The organism is Helicobacter sp. MIT 03-1614 (assembly GCF_000762925.2).
GTDB classification, from domain to species: domain Bacteria; phylum Campylobacterota; class Campylobacteria; order Campylobacterales; family Helicobacteraceae; genus Helicobacter_C; species Helicobacter_C hepaticus.
Map to the genome: position 1 here is coordinate 74752 of NZ_JRMS02000001.1, position 24722 is coordinate 99473.

Sequence of the window (24722 nt, forward strand, 5' to 3'; positions counted from 1 at the left end):
GTTTATGAATAATGTAATAATAACACAATCCAAAACAAGAAATTAAGAACTATGTGAATTTGTATGTGGGCTTATTTTAGAATGTGGATTGCCAATACTACCAACTTGCTTTATCTCGCCATTTGGTAAAATATCATATGCCTGTCCAAAACCCTTTACAAATCGTCCAAATCCTAATTGCAACTCTATAAGATGAAAATCACTCATTTGGCGAATCGTTTTAATACCCCCTGCTCCACCCATTGCAGATTCTAAACCATTAAGTGCTTTCTCAAATTCCTCACTATTTCGTTCTATAAAACGCGCATTTGCACGATATTTTAAACGTTTGCGCAAAATCACAGATTTTGCCTTGCATTCATCTTCTAAAAACATTACTTCAATTTTAGAAGGATTAGCGGTAATGCTATGGAAATGCTCAGCAACTTCGCTAATATAAATATAAGCCCTATTTTCTATCTGCATAAGAGGTGCATAGGAACAAATTGCGTTGCCTTCTTTATCAATACTTGCAATCAAAATAGAACCAAATTCCTTTTTAAATTGAGCAATTTCATCACTTATCATACACATATCAGATGTTTTTGCCCCTTGACATAATGTAATAATTGCATCTTTAAGCGTGTGTTCATCTGCTTTTTTTGGAAACTCTACGCGCAAAGACATATTATCATTATAGATAATATCTAAGCCCTCAAAATCCACATTTACAAGGGAAACATTTTGTATTTTATTATTTTTTAAAACACTCAAGTCGCCATACTTTTTACATAAAGCAATAAGTTCATTTTTGTGATGTTCATTCATATGTTCAATAATACGATAATTCATAAAATTCTCCTTTGAAGATTTGTATATAAATATTGCACAGAAGCTACCTGTTTTGTTTAAGGTAGCCTATTTATGCAATCAAACAACAAATAAGGAAGGAAAAGATGCTTCTAACCCGCCCAACCCTACCAAAATCACCCAGATTCTCTATATCTCTGATTTTTGTTAGAAAGCATATTTTAAAAACAAGTCTTATTTTAATATAAAAAATCTTAAATATAAATTAATAATAATTATTAATTTATAAAATGATTATTAAATACTTAAATCAAAACTTTGAGTAACTTTCCACAATGTCAATATAATAGACAATGCGTAAATACCAATAAGTGCATAACGATGGTTACTCAATGTAACCTTGTTCATAAGATAAATGCCACAAGCTACACCAAACATTGATGAAAGTCCAACAATTAAGCCTGATTGAAAATCAATTAAATCGTGGGCAGCAAGTGAAATGCTCCCTGATACAGAAGCAAAAATAATGAAAAAAAGTGAAATGGGCACTACTTTTTTAGAATCAAATCCGAGATAATATGCAAGGATAGGCGCAAGGATAAGCCCTCCGCCCACACCCAAACTCACAGCAAAAATCCCGGTGAGAAAACCAGCAATAATCATAAGAACTTTTTGTTTAAATGGGTTTGTAATAGGTGGTGTAGGATTAGCAGTAGTCTTTACATCAAAAGCATATTTGTAAAAACTTATACAAGAAAGAAGCAAAAAAAGTAAAAGAAGGATTTGAGAGGAAAGTGTATCAACAATTACCCCGCTAAAAGCCGCTCCTATAAGACCTCCTAAGCCCACAAATACACCATCGTGAATATTAAGCTTTTTTTGGAAAATATTAATGAGTGAGCCAAATGCAGAGGAAAATATCATTTGCATTATTGAAATACCAATGGCATATTCCATTTGCATACCAAGCAAAAGCAAACAAGGGACGATAATCACCCCCCCACCTATGCCAAAAAATCCAGCAGCCACGCCACTTACACAACCAAGAATGATTAAAATCTCTATACTCATTTTTATCCTTACTTGTTTATTTGGGCGATTGTAATACAAAAGAGTAAGATTATTTAAAATAATACCTCCAACTCTACTCAAGCCTTAAGCATACAATTTCACTTGGTGCCAGAAAACGAATAGCAGGTCCCCAAAATCCTACTCCACTACTTACATAAAGCTGTGTTTTCTTAGGCAAAAACGCACTATCTGCAAAAACTTTGCGTTGTGGTAATTCATACAATCCATACACATAATGCTGGTCTAGCCATACAAAAAATGACAATGGAAATACTTGTCCTGCGTGTGTATGCCCACATAACACTACATCAAAATCGCTTACATCATTTGAACGTACAAATTTAGGCTGATGTGCAAGGAGAATACTTGGTTTATGCGGATTTATACCTTTTTTTGCAGATTCTAAATCTGGTTTTAAATGATTAAAACGCAATCCTGCTAAATCACTTACTCCAGCGAGATTTAAATCTTCTAACTCAATATTTTTATTATGCAAAATTGTAAGATTCAATGTATGCAAATATGCCAAAATATCATCTATGCCGTGATAATATTCGTGATTGCCTGCAACATAATATACGCCCTCTTTGCTCTGCAAATTTTTGAGTGGGTTTAAATCTACTTTAACCTCTCCTATCTTATTATCCACCAAATCACCCACAATCACTACAATATCAGCATTAAGCGCATTAATTTTTTCTACAACTTTTAAGAGAAATGCTCCACCTAAAGCTTTCCCTATATGCACATCAGTAATCATTGCAATAGTCTTTTTGTTACGCAAATTTGGGACTTTAATATATACTTCTTTAATAGGCGGCGGCAAAAGAGCATTTGTAAAACTTCTAACGCTAAAAATTACAAATAAAGCTGCTATACTTAAATCAAAAAGCATTTTTAAAAAGATGCGGCGCGATGATGAATAAGGGGATTCAAGAGATGGGGCTATGATTGGTGTATTTGTATTGACTTTTTGATATGAGTTTTCAAAGCATTGTTGAGAATCTAAAAATGAAAGTGGTATTTTATTTGCCAAAATACGTTTTAAAAATCGCAGAGCTATTTTTAATACATCTACACACAAAACTGCCATAAAAAAACAATAAGTAAAAACTATGCACGAACTAACTATAATGTATGGCGTAAGTGTAAAAGTCGAATCTCTTATAATAAATAAAGAGATTTCTCCGATTCCTAATGCCACAAGCAAGGCAATACCTATTTTTTTATGTCGTTCAAATACAACACTATGACACATAAATCGTTTGTATATATACAATTTCATTAGACTTAAAACAACAAAAATAACCCCCACAAATATAAGAATCTTTATCACTCTATCAACCTTTATTGTCCCACTCACAACCTTAAGTTCAATTATTAAAAAATAATAAGCTTAAGTATTACATTTTGATACTTTCATTGTATATAATTAAGTCTAACAATCTTTAAATCTATGTGCGAGGTGTGCTATCGATCCATATTTTATTATTTTATGCGTATTAGCTATGGCTGTTATTTCAGGCATTATCCTTAGTCGGCTTAAAATTCCAACAATCATTGGATACATTATCACAGGTGTTCTTAGTGCATATATTTTTGGATTCGCGTTAGAAGATTCTGAAAGTCTTAATAGTATTGCCGAACTTGGTATTGTATTTTTGATGTTTATGATTGGGTTAGATTTTAGCTTCAAAAGTATCACGGCAATGAAACAAGAGGTGCTAGTATTTGGCGGAATGCAAATAGGAATTTCAATCGCTTTTTTCTTTGTTGTATGCTTTTACTTTCTAGGGTTTAACTTTGCTACTTCTATCATTATAGCAAGTGCAGTAAGTCTCTCTTCAACAGCAATCGTGCTTAAATTTCTCAATGAAAGTAATCAAACCAAAACACCTTATGGCACAGCCTCAATAGGAATCTTGATTTTTCAAGACATTGCAGTTATCCCTATTTTACTAATGATTAAACTCTTAAGCGATAAGGATTCTCATTTATGGGCACTTATACTGACTACATTTCTTTCTGCTATTATTCTTCTCATTGTCCTTGTATTGCCTGGGCGAATCGTAGCAAAGGTATTTCTACGTTTTTCTGCAAATATGAAAACTGATGAGATCTTCGTTGGAGCAGTATTTCTTATAGTATTAGGTGCAGCATATATAAGCAAATCTTTTGGCTTCTCTCTTACTCTTGGAGCGTTTTTGGCAGGTATGATTATCTCGAATACACCTTATAAATATCAAGTTTCTTCAGTTTTAGTGCATTTTCGCGACATACTTTTGGGCATATTTTTTATCACTGTGGGAATGCAAGTTGATGTGATATTTTTACTTGAACACTTTGTAATTATCGTGATTCTAGTTGCATTAATGATGGGAGCAAAAACACTTCTTATGTATCTTTTTCTGCTCTTTTTTAAAGGACAAAGGATTGGTATGCGCATTGCCCTCTCACTCGCACAAATTGGGGAATTTTCATTCGCAATTTTCCTCCTTGCAAGTCAGCATAAAATCCTTAATCTCACCCTTGATGGTGGAATTTTAAAAGCCATTTTTGGCGAAGCGATTTTTGCAAATATCACACCTGAAGAAATTTATCAATTCCTCACTTTAATGGTAATTTTTTCTATGATTGCCACACCCTTTATCCTTGATAGGCTTGATAAAGTAACTGATTTTTTCTTACGTTATATGCACCCATTACATATATTTCAAACAACAAAAAATAATGAAGAAGAAGAAACACTACAAGAGTCACACCATAAGGAAGCAGGACTTGAAGGACATATTATTGTATGTGGATATGGAGAGCTTGGACGCAAGATTCTAGAATATTTCAAAGGTTGTGATGTGCGCTATATTGCCGTAGATAAGGATTATAATAAAGTAGAAAGAGGCATTAAAAATGATGATAATGTGATTTATGGAAATATTACTCGTAGGCGCATACTTGAACAATTGGGTATAGAGCAATGTGCAGCTGTTATTATAGCAATAGATTCTATTGAAGTAGTCCAACACGTTTATCAAGAGATTCTCTCTATTGCGCCTTTGTGTAAGATTATCCTTAAAACTAAAAATTCTGCTTTTGAATCTCAAATGAAAACCCAAGGCATATATGGTATAGTGCACGAAAGACGCGAATTAGCAAAAATTTTAAGCGATTTGGCTTTGCAAGCCACAAATGAGTACTTACGAGATTAAGTCTGACTAAAGTTTCTCCCACGCAATGGGTTCTTTAGCGTGCTCTTGAAGATAAATATTAGCCTGAAGAAATACATTGCTCCCTACAAAGCCACGTGCTAAAGGACTAGGGTGAGGTGCAGTGATAATTTTATGTTTAGAGGCATCAATAAGTGGTGCTTTTTTCTTTGCATAATTACCCCATAGCATAAACACCAAATGTTCTTTGTGCGCCGATAATGCCCTTATCACACCATCGCTAAAATATTCCCACCCAAAATGCTTATGTGAAGCAGGTGCATTTGCCCGAACACTCAAAATTGCATTGAGTAATAAAACACCTTGCCTTGCCCAACCACTCAAGTCTCCGTGTGTCGGTGGTGTGATATGTAGGCTCTGAGAAAGTTCTGCATAAATATTTTTCAAAGAAGGTGGGGTAGGCATACCCCGAGGCACACTAAAACTTAAGCCCATTGCTTGAGGAGTTTCTACGCCTTCAATAATGCCACTGCCGTGGTAAGGGTCTTGTCCAAGTATTACAACCTTAAGAGAAGAAAGAGGTGTAAGGTTAAAAGCAGCAAAAATCTGATGGGGTTTTGGATATATCATTTCTTTGTTTTGAAGTGCATTCAAATAATGCGTTTTAATATCTGCAAAATAAGGGCTTAAAAACTCGCTAGCAAGGAGTTGCTTCCAATCATCTGGAATTTTTATTTTGTCAAGATTAATTGTCATTCAATGATTTTGGGGACGATAAAAAAGTTATCTTGTGCATTTGGAGCGTGAGTAAGCACATCTTGTGCAATATGAGAATCTTGTGGCTCATCTGCCCTTAATGGATTCTTAAGCGAATCCTCAAAGCATTCTTGTGGCACCTCAACAGCAGCAATATTCTCTACAAATCCAAGAATCTCGCTTAATTGTGTCTGCATATCATCACGCTTATTCTCATCAATATGGAGCATAGATAGTCGTTCAAGCTTGCTTAAAAGCGCATCATCAATACGCATTTTCTCTCCTTGATTAAATCTTAAATATACATTATAACATAAATTCGTAGGCTTTCTATAAAATCTCATTCATAAACGATGCAATACGTTGTATCTCTAAATTGCCTTTGTTATATTTTTGTTTGCAAAAAAGCTCAAATGAAAGAGCCGCTTGATTTATAAGCATTTCTTTTCCATCACTACAACTAAGATGGAATGATTGAGCTAAAGCAAGAAAAGGTGTGCATTTCCCATAAATAAGGTCAAATGCATATTTACCACAAGAGCAGAGTTCTTTAAGTTGTGATTCATCACAAGGCAATAGATTATCATTAAGCCCTGCACTTGTAGTATTAATAAGAATATCATAACTACAAGTGGGTTTAAATTCACTGTTTACATAGCATTCAAAACCTTTATGAACAAAAAAGCTAAGATTTTGCACGGAGCGATTAATAAGCGTTGTTGGAATATTATGAGATTGAAGTATCATCGCTACTGCCTTAGCTGAACCACCTGCGCCAATGATAAGGGCATTTTTAATCTTGTATTCTTTAATGCACTCATAGAATCCTTGCGCATCTGTATTATAACCAACAAGATGATTTTTGTCCTCAAGCACCCAAGTATTACAAGCGCCAATATTTTGGGCTACTCCGCGCACCTCATCACATTGATTAAAAGCTTCTTCTTTAAAGGGTAAAGTAATATTTGCTCCACTTAAGCCATTTGAAAGAAAATTTTGGCGAAGGTTTGTACCTTTATCAAGCAAAATACGACTATAATAGCCACTTAAGCCAAGTTTTGTAAAGGCGTAATTATGCAAAAAAGGGGATTTAGAATGCGTGATAGGATTGCCATAAACAGCAAAAAAACCAAGCATAGCTAGTTTGCACCTTCTTTAACAATATAATGAGACGAAACATAACCATATTGCCCATTTGAAAGCAAAATCTTTGCCCATTCTTCTTGAATTTCAAGCACAAAAGTATGGTTATTATAGTTTAGATGTCCAATAACTGTTGCTTGTAAATCCGGAGCAGCACGAACTCTAAGCACATCTGCCAAAACAATATATGCTTCTCCTTTGGACTGCTTGAAAGATTCACCAAGCAAACGAGATGCAATATAACCCTCTATACCACGAGCATTTTTTACTTTACTCCACCCATTTTGTGTATCAAGTATGTCTAATACTTCTCCTACATCCACATAAGAAATAACTGCAGATTCTAAGGAAGGTGCTTTGTGGATATTAGAGCGATACTTAGCATAACGATGTGTTTGCACATTGGATTCAGGAGGAAGAGCAGATACTTGTGGATCTTCCAAAGTTGCTATTTGTGTATTATTTGTTGGTGATTCTATGGGAGATTCATTATCAATTAATAGATTTTCAGGCTCGCGAATATTTTGTGCGAGCGAATCTGTATTTTGCAAAATAGGTTGCTCTTCTCCTTCTTCATTGCTAAGAGTATTTGATGTTGAATCTACTATTTGGGGAGATTCTTTATTTAAAGATGTCTCTTGTGTTGGTGTGCTTGATACATTATCTTTAATAGTTATAAAGTTTTTTTGGGTCATAAGCACAACAATTCCAGCATATACCCCCAACCCAAATAAAATAATTAAAAAAGGAAGCGAATAAAGTTTAAAAAAAGTCCGTGCATTCAACATATATCCTTTGTAATTTTAATTAAAATATATACCCTCATCGCCACATACCTCACCAATGATATACCCGTGAAAAGTATGATTAAGGCGCAGTATTTCATCTACTTTGGTCTTATCTACAGCAAGAATCATACCAACTCCCATATTAAAGGTGCGATACATTTCATTTTTTTCCACATATCGTCCAATAAGTGTAAAAATCGGTGGCACTTGGAGTGAATCTGCGCGTATTTTTGCCCCTAATTGAGGGGGCAATATACGAGGTAGATTCTCTATAATACCTCCACCTGTAATATGCGCTAATCCGTGCAGATATGGGCGCAATGGAGAAGCATATATATGCCTAAAAAGCGGTGTATAAATTCGCGTAGGTGTAAGAAGCGTATCAATAATCATTTGTCCCTCAAAATCCTGCTCAAAAGACATTTTAAGCTTTTCAAAAAGCACTTTGCGCACAAGCGAGTAACCATTACTATGAATTCCGCTGCTTGGCAAAGCAATAAGAACATCACCTACTTGAACACGCTGTATTTCTACCTCATCTCTCTCAGCAATACCTACTGCAAATCCTGCCAAATCAAAATCATCTTTTGCATACATACTCGACATTTCTGCACTTTCTCCACCAATAAGAGCACATTGAGCTTGTTTGCAGCCCTCTACTATGCCACTAATTACTTTTAGGGCAATATCTTTATCAAGCTTTCCAGTAGCATAATAATCAAGAAAAAACAAAGGCAGAGCAAAGTTGCAAATCAAATCATTCACACACATTGCCACCAAATCAACACCTATATTATCAAACTTTTGCGCATCAATCGCAAGGCGCAATTTTGTTCCTACACCATCAGTTGCACCTAAAATCACGGGATTTTTATATCCACTTGGTAGCGCATATGCCCCAGCAAAGGAGCCTATTCCGCCTATTACATTTTTATCAAATGTAGATTTTACAAGAGGCTTTAAGCCTTCTACAAGGGCATTCCCCTCATCAATATTCACTCCAGAATCTTTATAGCTTATCATTTAAAGTCCCTTTTTAGCTCATATCCATAAATAGCGGATTCTAACATAAAAAAATGATTTTAGAAAAGACTTATAAATTACTCCCTATAAAATGCCGGTTTAATTCTCTGCAACACTCTAATACGCTAAAACTACCGCTTGCTGGATCAAGCACCACTTCGCCTACTTTGGTGCAAGATTCTATAAGCGCACTTTGTAAACCCTTTGGCTTTGTATGAGGATGAATTTTTATAGAATCTGATGGGATTTTTTCACTCCATATATCACGGATATTTTTTCTCTCCCAAGTGCCTTTCGCTTTGAGCGGTTTTTTTTGCAAAATGAGCAAATATTCACTTTGTCGCCTAGTGCGATAGCCCATACCCATTTTTTGTTTATCCCAAGTAATCAAATCTACAATTTGCAAATTTGTATTTTTAAGCCATTGATGAATCCCCTCACATAAATGAAACTTATCAATCCACAGCATTAAATATTTACTTAATTTAAGCACACGAGCAATCTCTTGTAAAAAATGTATAATATTTTCCTCGCTCATTTGCATTAGATTTGCTCTACCTCTTTGCCGCTCACCTTCATTGCCATATTTCATTTTATCTAATACTCCTCGATATTGCGGGTCAAAAAAACATAAGTCAATACTTTGAGATTCTATCATAGACAAAAGCTCTAAGCCATCAATTTTTAAACGCGTATTAAAAAGCTTTTTTTTGCGAAATTTGCTTTTAATAATATCTTGCAAATCTTTACTCATCATTTATCCTTAAGAATTGCTTTAATTTTTTCTGAACATAATTGTAGTATTAATTAAAAATTTGTGGAATCTTTTCATCGTCTAAAAGCAATACAAAACAAATAATCTCAAATATGCTCCGTCTTTTTCTCGTATTAATTGGCTAATCCTATTTAGAAGCTACAAATTTTATCTTAGAATCTTTAATATGGCACTGCACTCATAAACTTTAGACTTTTACATTAATCTAATTACTCGTGCGATAGCGGAATTGCCCCTTTTTAAATACAAGCTCTGCCCCACCAATACCAAAAAGCCATTTATTTTCAATAAAATTCTTCAAAAATGCAGCAACTTCGCCACTAATGCTCTTTTTATAAATAATGCCCACTCCATCAGTATGCCCAATAGAACACACCGTGCCACGATGTTTAAATGCAAATACTTTTTTTTGGGGCTTATTATTGAGAATTTTTATAAGGCTTTTGCCTACATAATCTCCCATTTGAGCTGCAAGCTGTGCTGTTGGAGCGTGAATAGCATCACGTGAAGCAGAGATTGCACAATCACCTACTACATAAATATTCTCATATTGTGGGCATCGTAAATAAGGATCAACTTTAATGCGCCCTTTTGTAGTCTCAAAACAAGAACGCTCTAGGCTATCATTGCCCTTAACACCTGCACTCCATAAAATAGTATTGCCCTTAATATGCTTTATCTCTCCATTATGCTTGATCATCACGCCATCACTGCGGCATTCTTGCACATCGCCTCCACAAATCACTTCCACACCAAAAGCTTCAAGCTTCTTTTGAGCCAATGCACTTCCTTTTTTGCTAAACATAGGTAGGATTCTATCACTTCTGCCGATACAAGTAACTTTAGGCACATCGCGTGGAATCCCACCAATAAGACAAAGGTCATCAAGCCTAGAACCAAGTTCAGCCGCAAATTCAATACCTGTAAAACCTGTGCCACATACGATAACACTTAAATCATCAGCATTTTTAGTATGGCAATATTCTTTGAATCTATACTCAATAAGCTTATCAAGTTTGAGTGCAGCATTGAGTGAGGAAAGTTTGTGGGCATACTCCTCTACACCCTTAATTCCAAAATCATCGGGCTTAAATCCAAGTGCGATGACTAAATAATCATATTCATACGCTCCGCCATTACCAATAACACGCTTAGATTCTGGTTCAAATGATAAAATCTTATCTTTGATAAAATGCACTTTTTGCAAATCAAGAATCTTGCGAAAATAAACTCGCGACTTACGCGCACTTAGTGTGCCGATAGCAACCTTGTGTAAAAGTGTCGTTTGATAGTGGTAATCGTGCTTACTAATAAGTGTAACATCTGCATCAACTTTGAGCTGCTCTTGAAGCGTAATGGCTGTGCGTAAGCCCCCATACCCCCCGCCAACAATTAGAATCTTGGGTTTCATAGCCATACCTTAAAATGTAAAATTTTGTGTAAAAATTGTATCACACTTCTTAATAAAAATTACTTATTTGTAAGGCAAACAAGTAAAATATTAGTTTATTTTTTGATATTTTTACTCATTTTTAAATATTAAGCTATAATTTATATTATGAAAATATTACAACCACACGATAAAGCCATTCATATAGCACAAACTTGGCGAGAAAATATTCTTAATTGGTATAAAAAACACGGCAGAGTATATCTTCCGTGGCGAAATTTAAGTGGAAAAAATGCTCCATATGGAGTGTATGTAAGTGAGATTATGCTACAACAAACGCAAGTCAAAAGAGTATTAGAGCATTACTATATGCCTTTTATGACAGCATTTCCTACGCTTACTTCTCTTGCAAATGCACAAGAAGAATCTCTACTTAAACTTTGGGAAGGATTAGGTTACTATACACGGGTAAGAAATATGCAAAAAAGTGCTCGCATTTGTTGTCAAAGATTCAATAATACTCTACCACATACTTATGCAGAACTCATAAGCCTACCAGGCATAGGCGCATATAGTGCTGGAGCAATTTTATGCTTTGGGTTAAGGCAAAATGTAGCATTTGTTGATGGGAACATTCGGCGTGTATTTTGTCGTATTTTTGCGCTCTCCTCACCTACACAAAAATCATTAGAGGAACTTGCTTGGATACTTTTAGAGCCAAAATATAGCTTTGATTACAATCAAGCACTACTTGATATAGGCGCAATGATTTGCACACCCAAATCGCCCTCTTGCCTTATTTGCCCATTGCAACAATTATGTGAAGGGCAAATCACTCCAGAACTTTATCCTACGCCCAAAAAATCGCAGCTCCAGCCTTTGCATCTCCACCTTGCTCTTTGCATCTCCCAAAATATAAACAACAAGACTGAAATTGGACTATTGCGTTCCACACAGAATCTTTATAGAGGACTTTATAATCTTCCTTGTCTCTCCGAAGAGGAAGCCAAAACTTATGGCACAAAATGCGGTGAATACAAACATCACTATACAAAATACGCCATCACTGCTACAATCTACCATATATCTTTTGAAGATTTGATACATATTTCCACATATCAAAAAAAAGAAGAGATTACCTTTTTCACATTGCAAGACTTACAAAATAAGCCTCTTTCTTCATTGTGTAAAAAGGCACTTGTATGTGCACAAATACATTAATATTCATCGCTAGAAATTAAGAAAAGAAGTTGCGCATCTTTAGAATACTCAACTTCTTTATTAGGATTGTAACTCAATGCCAAATTAAATCACACCTTGGTCTATCATTGCTCCAGCAACCTTGCGGAATCCTGCAATATTTGCACCAAGCACTAAGTTTGTAGGCTCACCAAATTCTTTTGCAGTTTCACTTGCATTTGCATAAATGCTTTCCATAATAGTATGTAAGCGTTTATCCACAACTTCAAAAGTCCACGGATTCATACTTGCATTTTGTGCCATTTCTAAACCACTTACCGCTACACCACCTGCATTTGCAGCCTTACCTGGTCCATAGCAGATTTTTGCATCAAGAAATTGATGAACAGCTTCAATGGTTGAAGGCATATTTGCACCTTCACTGACACATTTGCAACCATTCGCAAGAAGTGTTTTAGCATCATTCCCATTGAGTTCATTTTGTGTTGCACTTGGGAATGCCGCAAAACAAGGGATAGCCCATACAGGATTGCTATCTTTTGGATAATCAGCCACTTTTGTATAAACCGCTTGAGGTCTTGCTTTTGCATATTCTGCAAGTGTTAAACGTTTGATTTCTTTGACTTCTTTGAGTAATGCTAAATCAATACCCTCTTTATCATAAATCATACCTTGAGAATCACTTGCAGTAACAGGAATTGCTCCAAGCTGAAGGAGTTTTTCAATCGTATAAATAGCAACATTACCCGCACCTGAAACGCTACAAACTTTGCCCTCTAAACTTTCACCTCTATCTTTAAGCATTTCTTGAGCAAAATATACACAACCATAACCTGTTGCTTCCGTGCGCACAAGACTTCCGCCCCAAGGAATTGCCTTACCTGTAAAGACACCTTCAAAGCAGTTTGTTAATTTACGATATTGTCCAAAAAGATAGCCTATTTCTCTACCACCTACGCCAATATCTCCTGCTGGAACATCAGTGGTTGCACCGATATGACGATAAAGCTCATTCATAAAAGCTTGACAAAATCGCATTATCTCGCCTTCACTCTTTCCTTTTGGGTCAAAATCACTTCCGCCCTTACCACCTCCCATAGCGAGAGTTGTAAGAGAGTTTTTTAGAATCTGCTCAAATCCTAAAAATTTAATTACACCTTCATTTACACTTGGGTGAAAACGCAAACCACCTTTATATGGTCCAATAGCAGCATTAAATTCAATACGATAAGCTCGGTTTGTTTGGATTTTACCATTATCATCAGTCCAACTTACACGAAAATGGATTTCTCTATCTGGTATTGTGAGACGCTCAAGTATCGCATAAGTTTCATATTTCTTATCCTTTTGAAGAGCCGGTTCTAGAGATTCAAAAACTTCCGCCACAGCTTGATGAAAAAGCGTTTGTGAAGGATATTGTTCCTTAAGTTTGTTAAGAACATTACTTGCGTATGACATAATGGTGCCTCCTTTTTTGGATATTTTAATTTTAAGATGTGCGTTAAACGCATTGCAATTATAAGCCAATTAAACTTGAATATTCTTAATTAAGTTTAATTAAAGTTAAAACTTACAATCCGAGTCCCAAAATTTCCCATAATTCATCAATTTCTGGATTCTCAAGCAAAATTGTGCTCTGTTTTTGCAAAAAATACAAAATTTGCTCTGCGCAAAATGTTTTGCCACCTATACAAGATTGATGTGCAAAAAGAAATGCTCTCCCTAAAGCAATATCTTTTGTAAGCGATTCTTGACATACAAAGCATACTCGCGTATGTTGTATATCTTGATGTGCCCTGCCTTCAAAATAAAGCAGTTTAGCATACATTTCAAGAACTACGCGTTTAGGATTCTGAAAATGAATCTTTTGTGCACCTTCTTCAAGAAGTTGAAAATAAAACTCATCAATATCATAGACATCAAATAAATGCCTATGTAAAAGCTTAATGAAATGTTGCCATATATAATAGCGTTCATTTTCAAGCTCCCACTTGTATGCTAGATGCAGGATATGCTTAAGTTTTGGTAAAAAACCTATTTGACTTTCTTCTTCAAAATCAATTTTGCGCCCTAGATTAATAATACTATGGCGCACACCATAGAATCTATAAAGCGTTTTTATATGCGTGGGAGTGAGAATCTTCACAATCATATCTTCTGTGCGCATTTTTTGCATATCTAAAATATAGCCTTGCACTTCTATCCTTAATTTAAGAAAATTCAGAGCATAATTCTAACCTAAATTCATAAGTGATGAGGTAAGTATTGAGCGAGTTTTTGCACAAGGCAATTTTAGCCACACATAAAATCATTCTTGCTTTACAAGAGAAAAATCAAGCACTCTATGTTACACATAATTTTGGTGCTGGAGGCGATAAAAGCATTGGTGCCGATTTACTCAGTGAAAAGATTTACACAGAACATCTCATCTCTTTAGCGAATATAGATTCTGAAGAAAGCGGTTTTATTAATGGTGCAGGAAATGATTGCATCGTGCTTGACCCACTTGATGGGAGCGATAATTTCCTCTCACATATTCCTTATTATGGTTCATCTCTCGCCTTATGCGATGCAAATGTCAAGGTTAAAGAAGCAGTGATATTTAACTTTTGCACCAAAGAAGGCTTTGCTCACCTTGGAGATAAACCCTTCAGATTCTATATAGAATCCTATATGCGCCAAGGAGAACTTAGTTTTATGCCACTCGTTTCTACACCTTTAGGCAAATGTGGCATTTTTGAAAAAGCTTACTGCAATCCTAGCTTTGCCACATTGCTTTACGAAAATCATTTAAAATTCCGCTCTTTAGGAGCAAGTGCACTTTCTATGGCAAAATCTTATGAGGCAAATTTTATGCTTTTTCTTGGCAATATTCGCAAGTTCGATAGTAAAGCTGGATTGTTTTTGTGTGATAAATTACACCATTTACGCACAAACAATTTTACACTTATAAGTAAAGATAAACATATTTTTGATATTATTCACAAATTTTTAATAACTCATAAAGGATAAAAATGGGCTTGAGTGATTTATTTAAAGCAAAAAAAGAAGAAAATAAAGAGACGGGAACAAAAATTGATGCCCCTAATCATTGGCTAAAATGTCCTAGCTGTAATGCAATGATGTATTATAAAGAAGTATTTTCACAATCTCATATCTGTCCTAAATGCAACTATCATTTCAGAATCTCCGCACAAGAACGTATAGAAATGCTTTGTGATAAGGATACTTTCATTGAAATTGATAAAGATTTGCGCCCTATTGACCCACTTGAATTTGTGGATAAAAAAAGCTACAAAAAGCGTATTCAAGAAAGTGAGGAAAAGACAGGTCGGGCAAGTTCGGTAATTGCAGGAGAAGCACTTGTTGGAGGAATAGAAATGCAACTTGTGCTTTTTGATTTTGCCTTTATGGGTGGTTCTTTAGGCTCTGTGGAAGGTGAAAAAATTGTGCGAGCCATTGATAGGGCAGTTGCTAAAAAGCAAACGCTTGTGATTCTCTCTACAAGTGGTGGAGCGCGTATGCAAGAATCTACTTTTTCTCTTATGCAAATGGCAAAAACCTCTGCTGCGCTAAATAAGCTCTCTGAAGCAAAACTACCTTTTATTTCCGTGCTACTTGACCCAACATTTGGTGGAGTAAGCGCATCATTTGCATTCTTAGGAGATATTATTATTGCAGAGCCGGGTGCAATCATCGGATTTGCAGGACCCCGCGTGATTAAACAAACTATTGGTGCAGATTTGCCAGAGGGATTTCAAACAGCGGAGTTTTTGCTTGAACACGGACTTATTGATATGGTGGTGCATCGTAAAGATTTAAAACAAACTTTAAGTGATATAAGCAAAATGCTTAATCCAAATTATGCAAATCAACATCTATTCTATAGCTAAAAAAGATGCAAAATACCAGGCATTACTAGAGGAGCTATGTATGCAATGTAAGCAATTTGGTGTAGAAATAAAAATTTTAAATTTACTTCCTCAAGCTGTGCTTAAAGCTCAAAAAATCTCAAGTGCAAAAGCGCAGCAATCTTACACACAAACTTTTCTCCCCTATATTGCACTTCCTACTGCGTTAAATCTCATTTTACACCCAACAGGACACAATTATGATTCTCAAAGTTTTGCTAAACTCATAGAATCTCAACATATTGTCCAATTTTTTATTGGTGGAGCTTTTGGCTTTGAAGAATCATTCGTGCAATTAGGTAAAAGCGTGAGTTTAAGCGCAATGACTTTTAGCCACAAAATCGCTAAACTTGTGCTATGTGAACAAATCTATCGGGCATTAAGTATTTTGCATTCTCACCCATACCACAAATAAGGAGGATTTATGATTGATTATACTTTTTTTGAGATACTTCTCAATGAACGTTTAAGTAAGCTTTGCGACAATATTGATAGCAAAAATACGCGTATCAAAAATATTCAAGATGCTCATCATAAAGACGAGGGCGATATTGTAGGTGCAGGTTTGCAAGGCAATCTTGAAATGGGTATGATTGATTTATATAAAGATGAAATAAAAGATATTCGCAACGCTTTGCAAAAAATTAAAGATGGCACATTTGGAGTGTGTGAAATGTGTGATGATGAAATTGATGTAGAACGCCTTAAGGTTAAACCTCACGCAAAATATTGTATAAATTGCCGTGAGCTTTTTGAACAAACTCAAAAAAAGGAGCGATAATGAAATTAAAGTATTATGTTATTTTTTCAATAGTGTTTATGTTAGTGTGCGGACTTTATCTTTATAGTCTGCAGCCCCAAAACTACACTTATACACTTCCCTTTAGCTCAATGAATATTACTTTGCCCGTGGCAGTATGGATTATGAGCATTGTATTTGTATTTTTCGTAGCAACTTTAGTATTTTTTGCTTCAGCGTGGGCAAAAGATGTGATAGAGGATTATCACCGCAAAAATGATTATGACAAGCTTCTTACCCAAATTAACGAGCAGGCTCTCAATCAGCCCATAAAAAATCGTGTTTATAAACGCAAAGCCTTTGGCGACCTCTCTAAAATATTGCAGAGATTCTATCTTAAGCCACGATTAGATTCTATGGAAAGTTTTAATCGCAAAATTGATACATTATTTGAAAATTACAAAGATGTAATGAGTGGCAAAGTCGTAGAGCTCAAAAGCTACCATTTAAACCGCGAAAATAAATTTAATATTCAAAACCTCAAAAATAAAATCAATGCAAATTATAAATTTGGATTTAATGTATTAGGCGAAGAATATCCCGATGAGCTTAAACGACACGCTGTGCTTGAGATTCTAAAACACGCTGAACCAAAAGAGCTTGATAAACTTCTCTCTCAACTCCCTCATCTTAGTATTGATAAAGCGCTTGCACAAGAAATGTTTAGAATCTATTTGAAATATCCTCAAACGATTAATGTTAAAAATATGAGAGAAGCCCTCAAAAATGTAGGGAGCGATGAGATGGAATATATTCAATATGCACGAGAAAGCAAAGGTGTGCTCACACCTGATGAATGGATTAAATTTTTTGAAGAATGCGCAGATAATGATGAAAAGGCAGAAATGGCATTCTTTTATGTGCTTTTTGAACTTGAAATGATTGATAAAGCAAAAGAAAGGCATCGCTCTCACGCTAAAGGTGAATATAAACTTATTGATGTATATTTAGAGCTTAAAAATAGTGGTAAAAATTATCCATTTGATATTTTTCTTTTCCAACCATAAAAACCTAAATTATCCTTTTAAGCTTTGCAAGAAATGTGCATAGATTTCATCAAGGCTTTGAAGCTCTGCTTTGAGCTTAGTGCAGTTTTGCTCATCTTGAGTGGATTCTAGAATTTGTATGCGTTTAAAGAGATATTCAAACAATGCCCTATCAATATCAGGTAACTTATTAATCGCATTTATACCTTGTGCTCGTCCTTTGACAATAACTCTTGCTGGGATTCCAACTGCAGTGCAATCTTGTGGCACATCTTTAATCACAACAGAATTTGCACCGATTTTCGCATTTGCACCAATTCTAATATTTCCTAAAATCTTTGCACCTGCCCCTATGACTACGCCATCTTCTATCGTAGGGTGACGCTTGACTTTATCAAGGCTCGTGCCTCCGAGTGTAACACCTTGGTATATCATCACATCATTACCCACTTCCGCAGTCTCGCCAATGACTACACCCGTAGCGTGGTCAATAAATACGCGCCTACCTATTATAGCTGCAGGGTGAATATCAACATTTGTTATAAAACCTGTAAGTCCCATCAAAATACGCGCTAATATTTTAAATCCAGCCTTATGAAAGCGATGAGCTATACGATAATGCACCAATGCAATTAAACCCGGATAATTAAAAAATAACTCCACGCTGCTATTAAGTGCTGGATCTTTTTGTTTAATAATACTAAAATCCTCTTTGATAATGCCCCACAAAGTCATTATTCTCTCCCTTTGGTAGCAATAGTGCGTAGATAACTATTTTCACTTAGCATTACATAAAGTTGTCCAAGCATTTCTTTTTTGCCTTCTTCATCAAGATTCTGATTTTCTTCAATATGCTGTTTTAAGCGGCGCTCAATCTCTTTGGTATCATAATCTAAATCATCAAGCACATCTAAACTCGTTTGAGCTTCAATCAAACGCGTAATTTCGTAGCCCTTATTAAGATCATCATCAAATTCAATACTAAATTCAGTAGGGTGAGTAAAAAGATTATGTCGCATACTTAGCACTTCCTGATATGCTCCTACAAGAAAAAACCCTAAAAAGTATTCTTCTTTGGTTACATCAACATCGTGCAAAAAAAGCGGTTGCATAGGATTAAAAGCAATTTCCCCATCAGAATCACAAGTAATATCCCACAAACTCGCACTTCTATTCGGGCGGCGATTAAGCCTATCAAGAGGCATTACCGGAAAGTTTTGCCCCAATCCCCAATAATCAGGCAGGCTCTGAAAAAAACTACAATTAAGCAAATACCGCTCTTGCACTTGCTCTTGTATTTGGAGAATCTCATTATGACTTTTATGCTTTAAAAGCTTAATGACCTTTTTAATAATCAAATGCACGAGCACTTCAGTATTAGAGCGATCTTGCAAGTCAATATAGCCTAAATCAAAAAGTGTAAGCAAAGATTCCATATGATCAAGACTATCGTGCAAATATTCAATAGCGTTTTTCTCCACCACACTATTATAAAGGTCAAAGAGCTCTTCAATAAGCGGCGGATTATGTTTTTTAAGTTTAAGAGCTTTTTCATCATACTCTTGAGAAAAAAGCTCTAGCACGGGTGCGATTAGCACAGCGTGATTTGCAGCAATAAAACGTCCGGATTCTATAAGAATATCAGGTTCGGGTTCTTTTTTGTTTTTAGCAATTTCTCGCAATGAAAACACCACATCGCCGCTAAACTCGCTCAATGTATAATTGCAACTATTTTTGCCCTCGTGCTGCGTGTATTCTACTGCCAAACCACCGCCGATATTGACGCATTGAAGATTCTTCGCACCTTTTTTACGCAATTCTGCATATATATTTCCCGCTTCTCTAATAGCCTTTTTAAGAGGTGAAATATCGCTCATTTGACTGCCAATATGAAAATGAATCATTGTAAATTTATGTAATAGCTGCTCTTTTTCAAGCATATTAATCGCCTCTAAAAGCTCCGTACTTGTAAGTCCAAATTTCGAATTTATGCCCCCACTTTTTGCCCAAATGCCTACGCCTATACTATGGAGGCGGATTCTAAGTCCGATATTAGGGTAAGGTTCGCCCAATTCTTTTGCTACTTCAATAATTGTTTCTAGCTCATTTAAACCCTCAATTGTAAGCGTAATATCGTGTCCCATATTAGCAGCGCTAAAGCCAAGTGAAATCATCTCTTTATCTTTGAATCCATTGACGGTTATGGGCGCGTTTTTATTAACATAAGCCATAGCTAAAATAAGCTCTGATTTACTCCCTGCTTCTAATCCATAGCATTTATCTTGGCTTTGTTCCACTAGAGGAAGCACAAAATTTGGCATTTGATTTACTTTTAGAGGAAAAACTGCTTTAAACTTTCCCTTATAAGAATACTCTTTAATTGCACTTTCAAAGGCTTTGAATACTTTATCAACTTGATTTTTAATTAAATGTGGAAATCTCAATAATAGCGGTCCTTTGTATCCTTTTTCTCTTGCATCTTGGACAATATCAATAAGTGCTGGTTTGTGTTTAAAATTGACTTTGACCTTGCCATCTTTAATGATAAAATCATTATTCGCCCAAAAATTAATCCCATAATCAACCATAATATTTCCTTATGAGTATAAATTACAAAATGAGTTTGAATTATATCATTTTGTGGATATACTTCACTATATTTTTATACTCAATGGAGCAAAAATGAGCATAATGCCTACACTTGATATGGACGAGGATACATTCACACAAGTAGGCTATCTTTACAATTTACTTGATAAAATAGGACATTTGGGTTTATTTGAACGTGATTTATCGTGCTATATGCTTGAAGTTTTAGCAGTAGATTCTCAAAATATGAGAGAGATAAACTTCGCCCATAGAGCAAAAAATAGCACGACTGATGTGTTAAGTTTCCCTTTAGATGTAAGTGAAGGCGTAGATTCTCACATATTAGCAAAGCAAATGAAAATATGCTTAGGAAGCGTAGTGATAAACTATGAACTTGCCGAGCAAGTCGCCAAAAAGCAAGGGCATAGCACACAAGATGAGATAAGCCTGCTTTTTATACACGGATTTTTACATATTTTAGGCTATGACCACGAAGTAGATAATGGAGAGCAAAGAGCGTTAGAGCAAAAGATTATAGAATCTTTAGGATTAAAGGAGAGCTTAATTGTAAGAAATACATAAACTACCACAAGATTGGATAGTAAATACCCACATTTAAAGAAGTGCTTTTTATGTAATCGCTATCGCTAAAGAGAGGAATGTTCGTAGTCATTTCTATACTATACATAAGCCCTGTTTTTTTAAAGCTACCAAGATATCCACCCCTTATAGGCATATAAAGTCCGTTTATATCTTTCACTATATCTCCTCCACTTCCCATAGGAATCATAGGAAATGTAAGGCTTGAATTAATGTCTTTGCTTAATCCCACACCAATGAAGAGTCCTGTTTCTGGGTGGGAGAGTTGTCCCAAAACACCCATAAATTCAATGCCAAGTCTCTCACTCTTTACCCCTATATCATCTGTATAATCGTAAGGATTTAAGGAAGCAGAGGTGCTCAGTCGCTCAGAAAAGTGTTTTGTGTATGAGATATTTGCTCCCACATAAGAATTGGCAATTTTTCTTAAATACCCCACACGAATATTTATAGGTATATTAATTGTTGATGATGTTCCATCGTCTTTAACACCTATAATATCACTATACCCAGATAATGAGGTTGGAATCACTTCATTCATTTGCCCTTGAAGAGATCCGAAGCCGACATTAAAGCCTATTAAAATCATATTTTTTGTTTGTTTTTTGGGAAGTTTGCTTGTATTGTGCTTTTCCTCTGTCCGCAAATTTGGAGGTATGTTTATACGAGATTCAAGAGGTTTGCTTGTATTGTGCTTTTCCTCTGTGCGCAAATCTCCCTTATACTCGTCTTTTTTAAGACAATCTTTGGCATTTTGACAAGTTATTGATTTATTTTCATTTTGCACACTTGTATTTGATGTTACCTTAGAGATAATCTCCTCATTATCCCATAGCACCTTACCGCTTTTTAAGTCTGTCAATACAAATAAAAACATATAATCCACGCGTTGAATCTTGTCGATTGTTTTTTTGCGCTCGATAATTCTCCCACTTAGTGCAAGTTCTGGTGCTTCTAATGTGTCATTTTCTTGCGTGGTGTGTTGATTATACATTGGATTATTGATTAAATCTCTGCTTGTGGCTATCATCTGCTCTGTGGTTGCGCCACTTCCTGCAATAGCATTTGTAAGGGTAAATTTATTACTTTGACGAATAGAGCGCACAAACTTACGACTGACAAACTCCATATCTATATCCTCATGTGTTTGATTGATGATATTTGAAATAGCAAGGAGTTTTTTAGACTTCATTTCCTTTACATAGCTTGATTGCAGTAGGGATTTTGTATTATTTGCTATTACACTATCAATATCGTGCAAGTCTATACCAAAAGATGTATAATCACTAGAATCATTCACATATCTTGCAGCCTTATCACTACAAGCACTAAGATACATACATATTGAAATAATCGTGCAAAATGTAAGGATACGCAAAAAGTTCTCCTTTATGAAATTAAGACAACTCAAGCATTCTATTGAGGGCGTTTTGCCCATTTTTGCGCTTCATTGTCCAAAATACTTCATTAATTGGCGAGATTAAACTCTATGCCAACAACTTCAAAAGATTACAACACGAAAAACGACTCTTGTTTATTGATATAATACTTTGTCTCTATTGTGCTGTATAATCCCTCTCCAAAATGTGTTTTTTTGCCTTTGATAGTAGCATTATACCCACCTTTTTTTTAAAAATTTGCTTAATGAAAAATGAGTTTGTGCCATTGTCGCTATGGTAATGTGAATAGACTAATTCCAATCTAAATAAATATTTGTAATGCCATTTTGGGCTATTTTTGCCTTTAAAGATTCTATACTTTCTTTCAAATCCTCCCATAATTCATTAAAATTTTCTGCTTTCCACGCATAATCTCTTTGATAAGTTGGAATCGTATAACACAATTTTTCTTGATAATATCCTCAAAAGTGCTATTTTCATTCATTTTATACCCTTTTTTTCTTTCCATTTTCTCTCGCTCTTTTTTTTGCCATTTTCTTTCAAATTCTGCTTCTTCTTTTGCTTTTTCTACTATTTCAGGGAGGGTAAAGAAAAACCAAAGAGCTTTGTATAAAATCAAAAAATAATTTTAAAAGTTTTTTTCACCATTGCTTTCCTTTATTTGTGCCTGTTCTAAATGAAGTTGTCCATTGTCTTCACAGATGTTTGTATTTATAAGGATTTTGCTTAGGATTTTTGCGATTGTATATATCGTTGCAAGATTTCACACGCACTTAGAGAATCTATGCGCCCATCTTTTTGGGCTTTGGCACGATTTTGCCTTTTCATATAAGAGAGAGATTGCAAAGCATTAGAGCTTGTATAGTCCTCATTGACAAAGCAAATCTCACCCTCAAAACTAAGAAGGGAGATAAAATGAGTAATGCGCTTTTGCGTATCGCTATGCTCTGCTTCCCCGCCGCTTGGCATTCCCACGACAAGTATGTGTATGTCGCGCTCTTTGAGAACATTATCAAGCTCTTTTGCAGCTTGATTACGATTAATACGGATAATAGGAGGGAGAGGGAGGATAATTTCTTGCTTGAGTGTGGCTAAGCCGATACGTTTAAGTCCCACATCACACGCAAGAATACAATGATTCATTATTCGCTTTTTTTAGAAGTATCAGCTTTGTATGCTTTAATAACAGCGAGGATATTAAGCACTGCAAAGACAACCTCAATGATAGGTATAAGCACAAACCAACCTAAAAATGGAATAAATGCACAAATAAGTAAAAGCAAAGCTTGGAATAGTGCAATGCCACAAGCCTTATTGATATTTTGTTTTGCAAAGTCTTTACGCACAATGTATGTGCCAAGCAAAGGTATAAAAGTAGCAAAAAATGCAAAAATATAAGCAATTAAAGACGCATTTTGTTCAAATGCAACATCAAGTTTTTTAGCATTTTGTTCAAATTGTTTTTGTAAATCTAAATCAGTCATAAGTTTCCTTTGAAATAAAATTAAAGTTGTGATTGTGGCATTCTTTAGTAAATATTCATTTATAGCACGCGGACGAAGCTAGATTCTCTTATAATTTTTCCCTCAAATTCATATTCATATATCTTCGCACCAAAACGCTCATAAGCCTCCTCAAAACTTGGATTATTTGCACAAAAAAGCAAAACCTCATCATCTTCGCGAATCTTTGTGCCAAAAGTAGATTCTATAAAGGCATTCACATCATAAATAGCCTGTGCCTCTCCTGTAGAAAGTAAAGCATTTGTGCCCTCACTCTCACCTATACGATGAGGCAAAACAAAAATAGGCTTACCCAGCTCTAAAGCAATACGTGCACTTTGCATTGAACCACTTTGTTTGTCAGCTTGAGGGATAATTACCTTATCACTTAAGGCAATTACAAGACGATTTCGCTCCAAAAAACTATACTTATGAGGCATATATTCCTTTTCATACTCGCTTAAAACAAGGCATTCTTTCATCATTTTTTGAATCATCTCTGCATTGCTCTTAGGGTAAAGTATCTCTAAACTCGCGGGAGAAAACATAATCGTGCGTGGATAGGCGTGTGTATGAGCGATAATATCTACTCCCAAAGCGCCACCGCTTATGACTACACCATTATTTTGTGCGATTTTACTCGCAAGTGTAGCGACAAAGGATTTTGTATAAGGATTAGGTTTACGTGTGCCAACAATAGCAATTTTATGCTCACAATCAAGCAAAGTGGAGATTACCTCATTTTTTCCACAATAAAAAAGCTTTTTTGGTGGATTTGGCAGTATTTCAAAGGCTTTTGGCAAACTTCTAAGGGGTAAAATATCAGCAATCATTGT

The 24722-nt window shown here is 35.3% G+C and carries 27 protein-coding genes; 8 read left to right on the top strand and 19 right to left on the bottom strand.

The window, feature by feature from the left end:
• Nucleotides 1–42: 42 nt before the first annotated feature.
• The 3 genes from LS66_RS00400 to LS66_RS00410 form a co-directional block, all read right to left on the bottom strand.
• Complete coding sequence (locus tag LS66_RS00400; RefSeq protein ID WP_034365080.1) at nt 43–831, bottom strand: HugZ family heme oxygenase; 789 nt, start codon at nt 829–831, stop codon at nt 43–45.
• Between the two features lie 255 nt (nt 832–1086).
• The gene (locus LS66_RS00405) at nt 1087–1860 is read right to left on the bottom strand and encodes a sulfite exporter TauE/SafE family protein (protein WP_034365083.1); all 774 of its coding nucleotides are present in this window, start codon (nt 1858–1860) and stop codon (nt 1087–1089) included.
• Nucleotides 1861–1933: 73 nt separating this feature from the next.
• Nucleotides 1934–3223, bottom strand: coding sequence for a metallophosphoesterase (locus LS66_RS00410; RefSeq protein ID WP_236096938.1), 1290 nt, complete (start codon nt 3221–3223; stop codon nt 1934–1936).
• Nucleotides 3224–3368: 145 nt separating this feature from the next.
• On the opposite strand from LS66_RS00410, the gene LS66_RS00415 reads away from it, so the two are divergent.
• Entirely contained in the window at nt 3369–5066 is a 1698-nt protein-coding gene (locus tag LS66_RS00415) for a cation:proton antiporter (RefSeq protein WP_034365089.1), read from the top strand.
• Nucleotides 5067–5072: 6 nt separating this feature from the next.
• Here LS66_RS00415 and ung read toward each other — a convergent pair whose 3' ends face one another.
• The 7 genes from ung to LS66_RS00450 form a co-directional block, all read right to left on the bottom strand.
• Nucleotides 5073–5780, bottom strand: coding sequence for a uracil-DNA glycosylase (ung, locus tag LS66_RS00420; RefSeq protein ID WP_034365093.1), 708 nt, complete (start codon nt 5778–5780; stop codon nt 5073–5075).
• A complete protein-coding gene (gene gatC / locus LS66_RS00425; protein ID WP_011116088.1) occupies nt 5777–6055 on the bottom strand; it encodes an Asp-tRNA(Asn)/Glu-tRNA(Gln) amidotransferase subunit GatC in 279 nt (92 codons plus the stop codon). Before gatC ends, ung begins: the two co-directional genes overlap by 4 nt.
• Nucleotides 6056–6110: 55 nt before the next feature.
• Nucleotides 6111–6917, bottom strand: coding sequence for a shikimate dehydrogenase (locus LS66_RS00430; RefSeq protein ID WP_034365097.1), 807 nt, complete (start codon nt 6915–6917; stop codon nt 6111–6113).
• Nucleotides 6918–6919: 2 nt separating this feature from the next.
• On the bottom strand, nt 6920–7711 hold the full coding sequence (locus LS66_RS00435) for an SH3 domain-containing protein (protein WP_081947917.1): 792 nt from the start codon (nt 7709–7711) through the stop codon (nt 6920–6922).
• A gap of 15 nt (nt 7712–7726) precedes the next feature.
• Nucleotides 7727–8734 carry a phosphoribosylformylglycinamidine cyclo-ligase gene (gene purM, locus LS66_RS00440; RefSeq protein WP_034365103.1) on the bottom strand — a complete coding sequence of 336 codons (1008 nt, stop codon included), beginning with the start codon at nt 8732–8734 and terminating at the stop codon, nt 7727–7729.
• 70 nt (nt 8735–8804) lie between these two features.
• Nucleotides 8805–9488 carry a DNA methyltransferase gene (locus LS66_RS00445; RefSeq protein ID WP_034365107.1) on the bottom strand — a complete coding sequence of 228 codons (684 nt, stop codon included), beginning with the start codon at nt 9486–9488 and terminating at the stop codon, nt 8805–8807.
• A 226-nt stretch (nt 9489–9714) separates the two neighbouring features.
• A complete protein-coding gene (locus LS66_RS00450; RefSeq protein ID WP_011116083.1) occupies nt 9715–10920 on the bottom strand; it encodes an NAD(P)/FAD-dependent oxidoreductase in 1206 nt (401 codons plus the stop codon).
• A gap of 147 nt (nt 10921–11067) precedes the next feature.
• On the opposite strand from LS66_RS00450, the gene mutY reads away from it, so the two are divergent.
• Nucleotides 11068–12120 (top strand): A/G-specific adenine glycosylase, encoded by a 1053-nt coding sequence (gene mutY / locus LS66_RS00455; protein ID WP_052057271.1) that lies wholly within the window; start codon nt 11068–11070, stop codon nt 12118–12120.
• Nucleotides 12121–12204: 84 nt separating this feature from the next.
• Here mutY and gdhA read toward each other — a convergent pair whose 3' ends face one another.
• Nucleotides 12205–13557 carry an NADP-specific glutamate dehydrogenase gene (gene gdhA / locus LS66_RS00460; protein ID WP_011116081.1) on the bottom strand — a complete coding sequence of 451 codons (1353 nt, stop codon included), beginning with the start codon at nt 13555–13557 and terminating at the stop codon, nt 12205–12207.
• Between the two features lie 112 nt (nt 13558–13669).
• Complete coding sequence (gene recO, locus LS66_RS00465; RefSeq protein WP_034365113.1) at nt 13670–14296, bottom strand: recombination protein RecO; 627 nt, start codon at nt 14294–14296, stop codon at nt 13670–13672.
• A 68-nt stretch (nt 14297–14364) separates the two neighbouring features.
• On the opposite strand from recO, the gene LS66_RS00470 reads away from it, so the two are divergent.
• Genes LS66_RS00470 through LS66_RS00490 form a run of 5 tightly spaced genes read left to right on the top strand, consistent with a single transcriptional unit; the run spans nt 14365 to nt 17816 of the window.
• Nucleotides 14365–15111, top strand: a complete 747-nt coding sequence (locus LS66_RS00470) for an inositol monophosphatase family protein (RefSeq protein ID WP_034365117.1) — start codon at nt 14365–14367, stop codon at nt 15109–15111.
• 2 nt (nt 15112–15113) lie between these two features.
• Nucleotides 15114–15992 carry an acetyl-CoA carboxylase, carboxyltransferase subunit beta gene (gene accD, locus LS66_RS00475; RefSeq protein WP_011116078.1) on the top strand — a complete coding sequence of 293 codons (879 nt, stop codon included), beginning with the start codon at nt 15114–15116 and terminating at the stop codon, nt 15990–15992.
• Nucleotides 15964–16425, top strand: a complete 462-nt coding sequence (rlmH, locus tag LS66_RS00480) for a 23S rRNA (pseudouridine(1915)-N(3))-methyltransferase RlmH (protein ID WP_034365120.1) — start codon at nt 15964–15966, stop codon at nt 16423–16425. The genes accD and rlmH overlap by 29 nt, the downstream gene beginning before the upstream one ends.
• 9 nt (nt 16426–16434) lie before the next feature.
• Nucleotides 16435–16791 carry an RNA polymerase-binding protein DksA gene (gene dksA / locus LS66_RS00485; RefSeq protein ID WP_011116076.1) on the top strand — a complete coding sequence of 119 codons (357 nt, stop codon included), beginning with the start codon at nt 16435–16437 and terminating at the stop codon, nt 16789–16791.
• Entirely contained in the window at nt 16791–17816 is a 1026-nt protein-coding gene (locus tag LS66_RS00490) for a hypothetical protein (protein WP_034365123.1), read from the top strand. Before dksA ends, LS66_RS00490 begins: the two co-directional genes overlap by 1 nt.
• Before the next feature lie 9 nt (nt 17817–17825).
• On the opposite strand, the gene cysE is transcribed toward LS66_RS00490, so the two are convergent.
• Together cysE and speA are read right to left on the bottom strand one after the other, a co-directional pair.
• Entirely contained in the window at nt 17826–18530 is a 705-nt protein-coding gene (gene cysE / locus LS66_RS00495; protein ID WP_034365125.1) for a serine O-acetyltransferase, read from the bottom strand.
• A complete protein-coding gene (gene speA / locus LS66_RS00500) occupies nt 18530–20383 on the bottom strand; it encodes an arginine decarboxylase (protein WP_011116073.1) in 1854 nt (617 codons plus the stop codon). The genes cysE and speA overlap by 1 nt, the downstream gene beginning before the upstream one ends.
• A 103-nt stretch (nt 20384–20486) precedes the next feature.
• On the opposite strand from speA, the gene ybeY reads away from it, so the two are divergent.
• Nucleotides 20487–20966, top strand: a complete 480-nt coding sequence (gene ybeY, locus LS66_RS00505) for an rRNA maturation RNase YbeY (RefSeq protein WP_371414310.1) — start codon at nt 20487–20489, stop codon at nt 20964–20966.
• Nucleotide 20967: 1 nt separating this feature from the next.
• Here the strand turns inward: ybeY and LS66_RS00510 are convergent, their stop codons facing one another.
• The 5 genes from LS66_RS00510 to LS66_RS00535 form a co-directional block, all read right to left on the bottom strand.
• Nucleotides 20968–22362 carry a penicillin-binding protein activator LpoB gene (locus LS66_RS00510; RefSeq protein ID WP_052057275.1) on the bottom strand — a complete coding sequence of 465 codons (1395 nt, stop codon included), beginning with the start codon at nt 22360–22362 and terminating at the stop codon, nt 20968–20970.
• Between the two features lie 312 nt (nt 22363–22674).
• Nucleotides 22675–22827: a DUF262 domain-containing protein gene (locus LS66_RS00515; RefSeq protein ID WP_081947920.1), complete on the bottom strand. Its 153-nt coding sequence runs from the start codon at nt 22825–22827 to the stop codon at nt 22675–22677.
• Nucleotides 22828–23110: 283 nt separating this feature from the next.
• Nucleotides 23111–23527 (bottom strand): Holliday junction resolvase RuvX, encoded by a 417-nt coding sequence (gene ruvX / locus LS66_RS00525; RefSeq protein ID WP_201273630.1) that lies wholly within the window; start codon nt 23525–23527, stop codon nt 23111–23113.
• Nucleotides 23527–23868: a hypothetical protein gene (locus LS66_RS00530; protein ID WP_034367473.1), complete on the bottom strand. Its 342-nt coding sequence runs from the start codon at nt 23866–23868 to the stop codon at nt 23527–23529. Before LS66_RS00530 ends, ruvX begins: the two co-directional genes overlap by 1 nt.
• Nucleotides 23869–23927: 59 nt before the next feature.
• Nucleotides 23928–24719, bottom strand: coding sequence for a DNA-processing protein DprA (locus LS66_RS00535; RefSeq protein WP_034367471.1), 792 nt, complete (start codon nt 24717–24719; stop codon nt 23928–23930).
• Nucleotides 24720–24722: the final 3 nt, after the last annotated feature.

Bases quoted from the DNA above. Each gene is read 5' to 3' on its own strand.
- LS66_RS00450 (WP_011116083.1), bottom strand. From the start codon at position 10,920: ATGAAACCCAAGATTCTAATTGTTGGCGGGGGGTATGGGGGCTTACGC.
- LS66_RS00435 (WP_081947917.1), bottom strand. From the start codon at position 7,711: ATGTTGAATGCACGGACTTTTTTTAAACTTTATTCGCTTCCTTTTTTA.
- mutY (WP_052057271.1), top strand. From the start codon at position 11,068: ATGAAAATATTACAACCACACGATAAAGCCATTCATATAGCACAAACT.
- ruvX (WP_201273630.1), bottom strand. From the start codon at position 23,527: ATGAATCATTGTATTCTTGCGTGTGATGTGGGACTTAAACGTATCGGC.
- LS66_RS00445 (WP_034365107.1), bottom strand. From the start codon at position 9,488: ATGAGTAAAGATTTGCAAGATATTATTAAAAGCAAATTTCGCAAAAAA.
- LS66_RS00535 (WP_034367471.1), bottom strand. From the start codon at position 24,719: ATGATTGCTGATATTTTACCCCTTAGAAGTTTGCCAAAAGCCTTTGAA.
- cysE (WP_034365125.1), bottom strand. From the start codon at position 18,530: ATGACTTTGTGGGGCATTATCAAAGAGGATTTTAGTATTATTAAACAA.
- ybeY (WP_371414310.1), top strand. From the start codon at position 20,487: ATGCCTACACTTGATATGGACGAGGATACATTCACACAAGTAGGCTAT.
- LS66_RS00490 (WP_034365123.1), top strand. From the start codon at position 16,791: ATGAAATTAAAGTATTATGTTATTTTTTCAATAGTGTTTATGTTAGTG.
- LS66_RS00430 (WP_034365097.1), bottom strand. From the start codon at position 6,917: ATGCTTGGTTTTTTTGCTGTTTATGGCAATCCTATCACGCATTCTAAA.
- rlmH (WP_034365120.1), top strand. From the start codon at position 15,964: ATGCAAATCAACATCTATTCTATAGCTAAAAAAGATGCAAAATACCAG.
- LS66_RS00405 (WP_034365083.1), bottom strand. From the start codon at position 1,860: ATGAGTATAGAGATTTTAATCATTCTTGGTTGTGTAAGTGGCGTGGCT.
- dksA (WP_011116076.1), top strand. From the start codon at position 16,435: ATGATTGATTATACTTTTTTTGAGATACTTCTCAATGAACGTTTAAGT.
- purM (WP_034365103.1), bottom strand. From the start codon at position 8,734: ATGATAAGCTATAAAGATTCTGGAGTGAATATTGATGAGGGGAATGCC.
- gatC (WP_011116088.1), bottom strand. From the start codon at position 6,055: ATGCGTATTGATGATGCGCTTTTAAGCAAGCTTGAACGACTATCTATG.
- LS66_RS00400 (WP_034365080.1), bottom strand. From the start codon at position 831: ATGAATTATCGTATTATTGAACATATGAATGAACATCACAAAAATGAA.
- speA (WP_011116073.1), bottom strand. From the start codon at position 20,383: ATGGTTGATTATGGGATTAATTTTTGGGCGAATAATGATTTTATCATT.
- gdhA (WP_011116081.1), bottom strand. From the start codon at position 13,557: ATGTCATACGCAAGTAATGTTCTTAACAAACTTAAGGAACAATATCCT.
- accD (WP_011116078.1), top strand. From the start codon at position 15,114: ATGGGCTTGAGTGATTTATTTAAAGCAAAAAAAGAAGAAAATAAAGAG.
- ung (WP_034365093.1), bottom strand. From the start codon at position 5,780: ATGACAATTAATCTTGACAAAATAAAAATTCCAGATGATTGGAAGCAA.
- LS66_RS00530 (WP_034367473.1), bottom strand. From the start codon at position 23,868: ATGACTGATTTAGATTTACAAAAACAATTTGAACAAAATGCTAAAAAA.
- LS66_RS00415 (WP_034365089.1), top strand. From the start codon at position 3,369: ATGGCTGTTATTTCAGGCATTATCCTTAGTCGGCTTAAAATTCCAACA.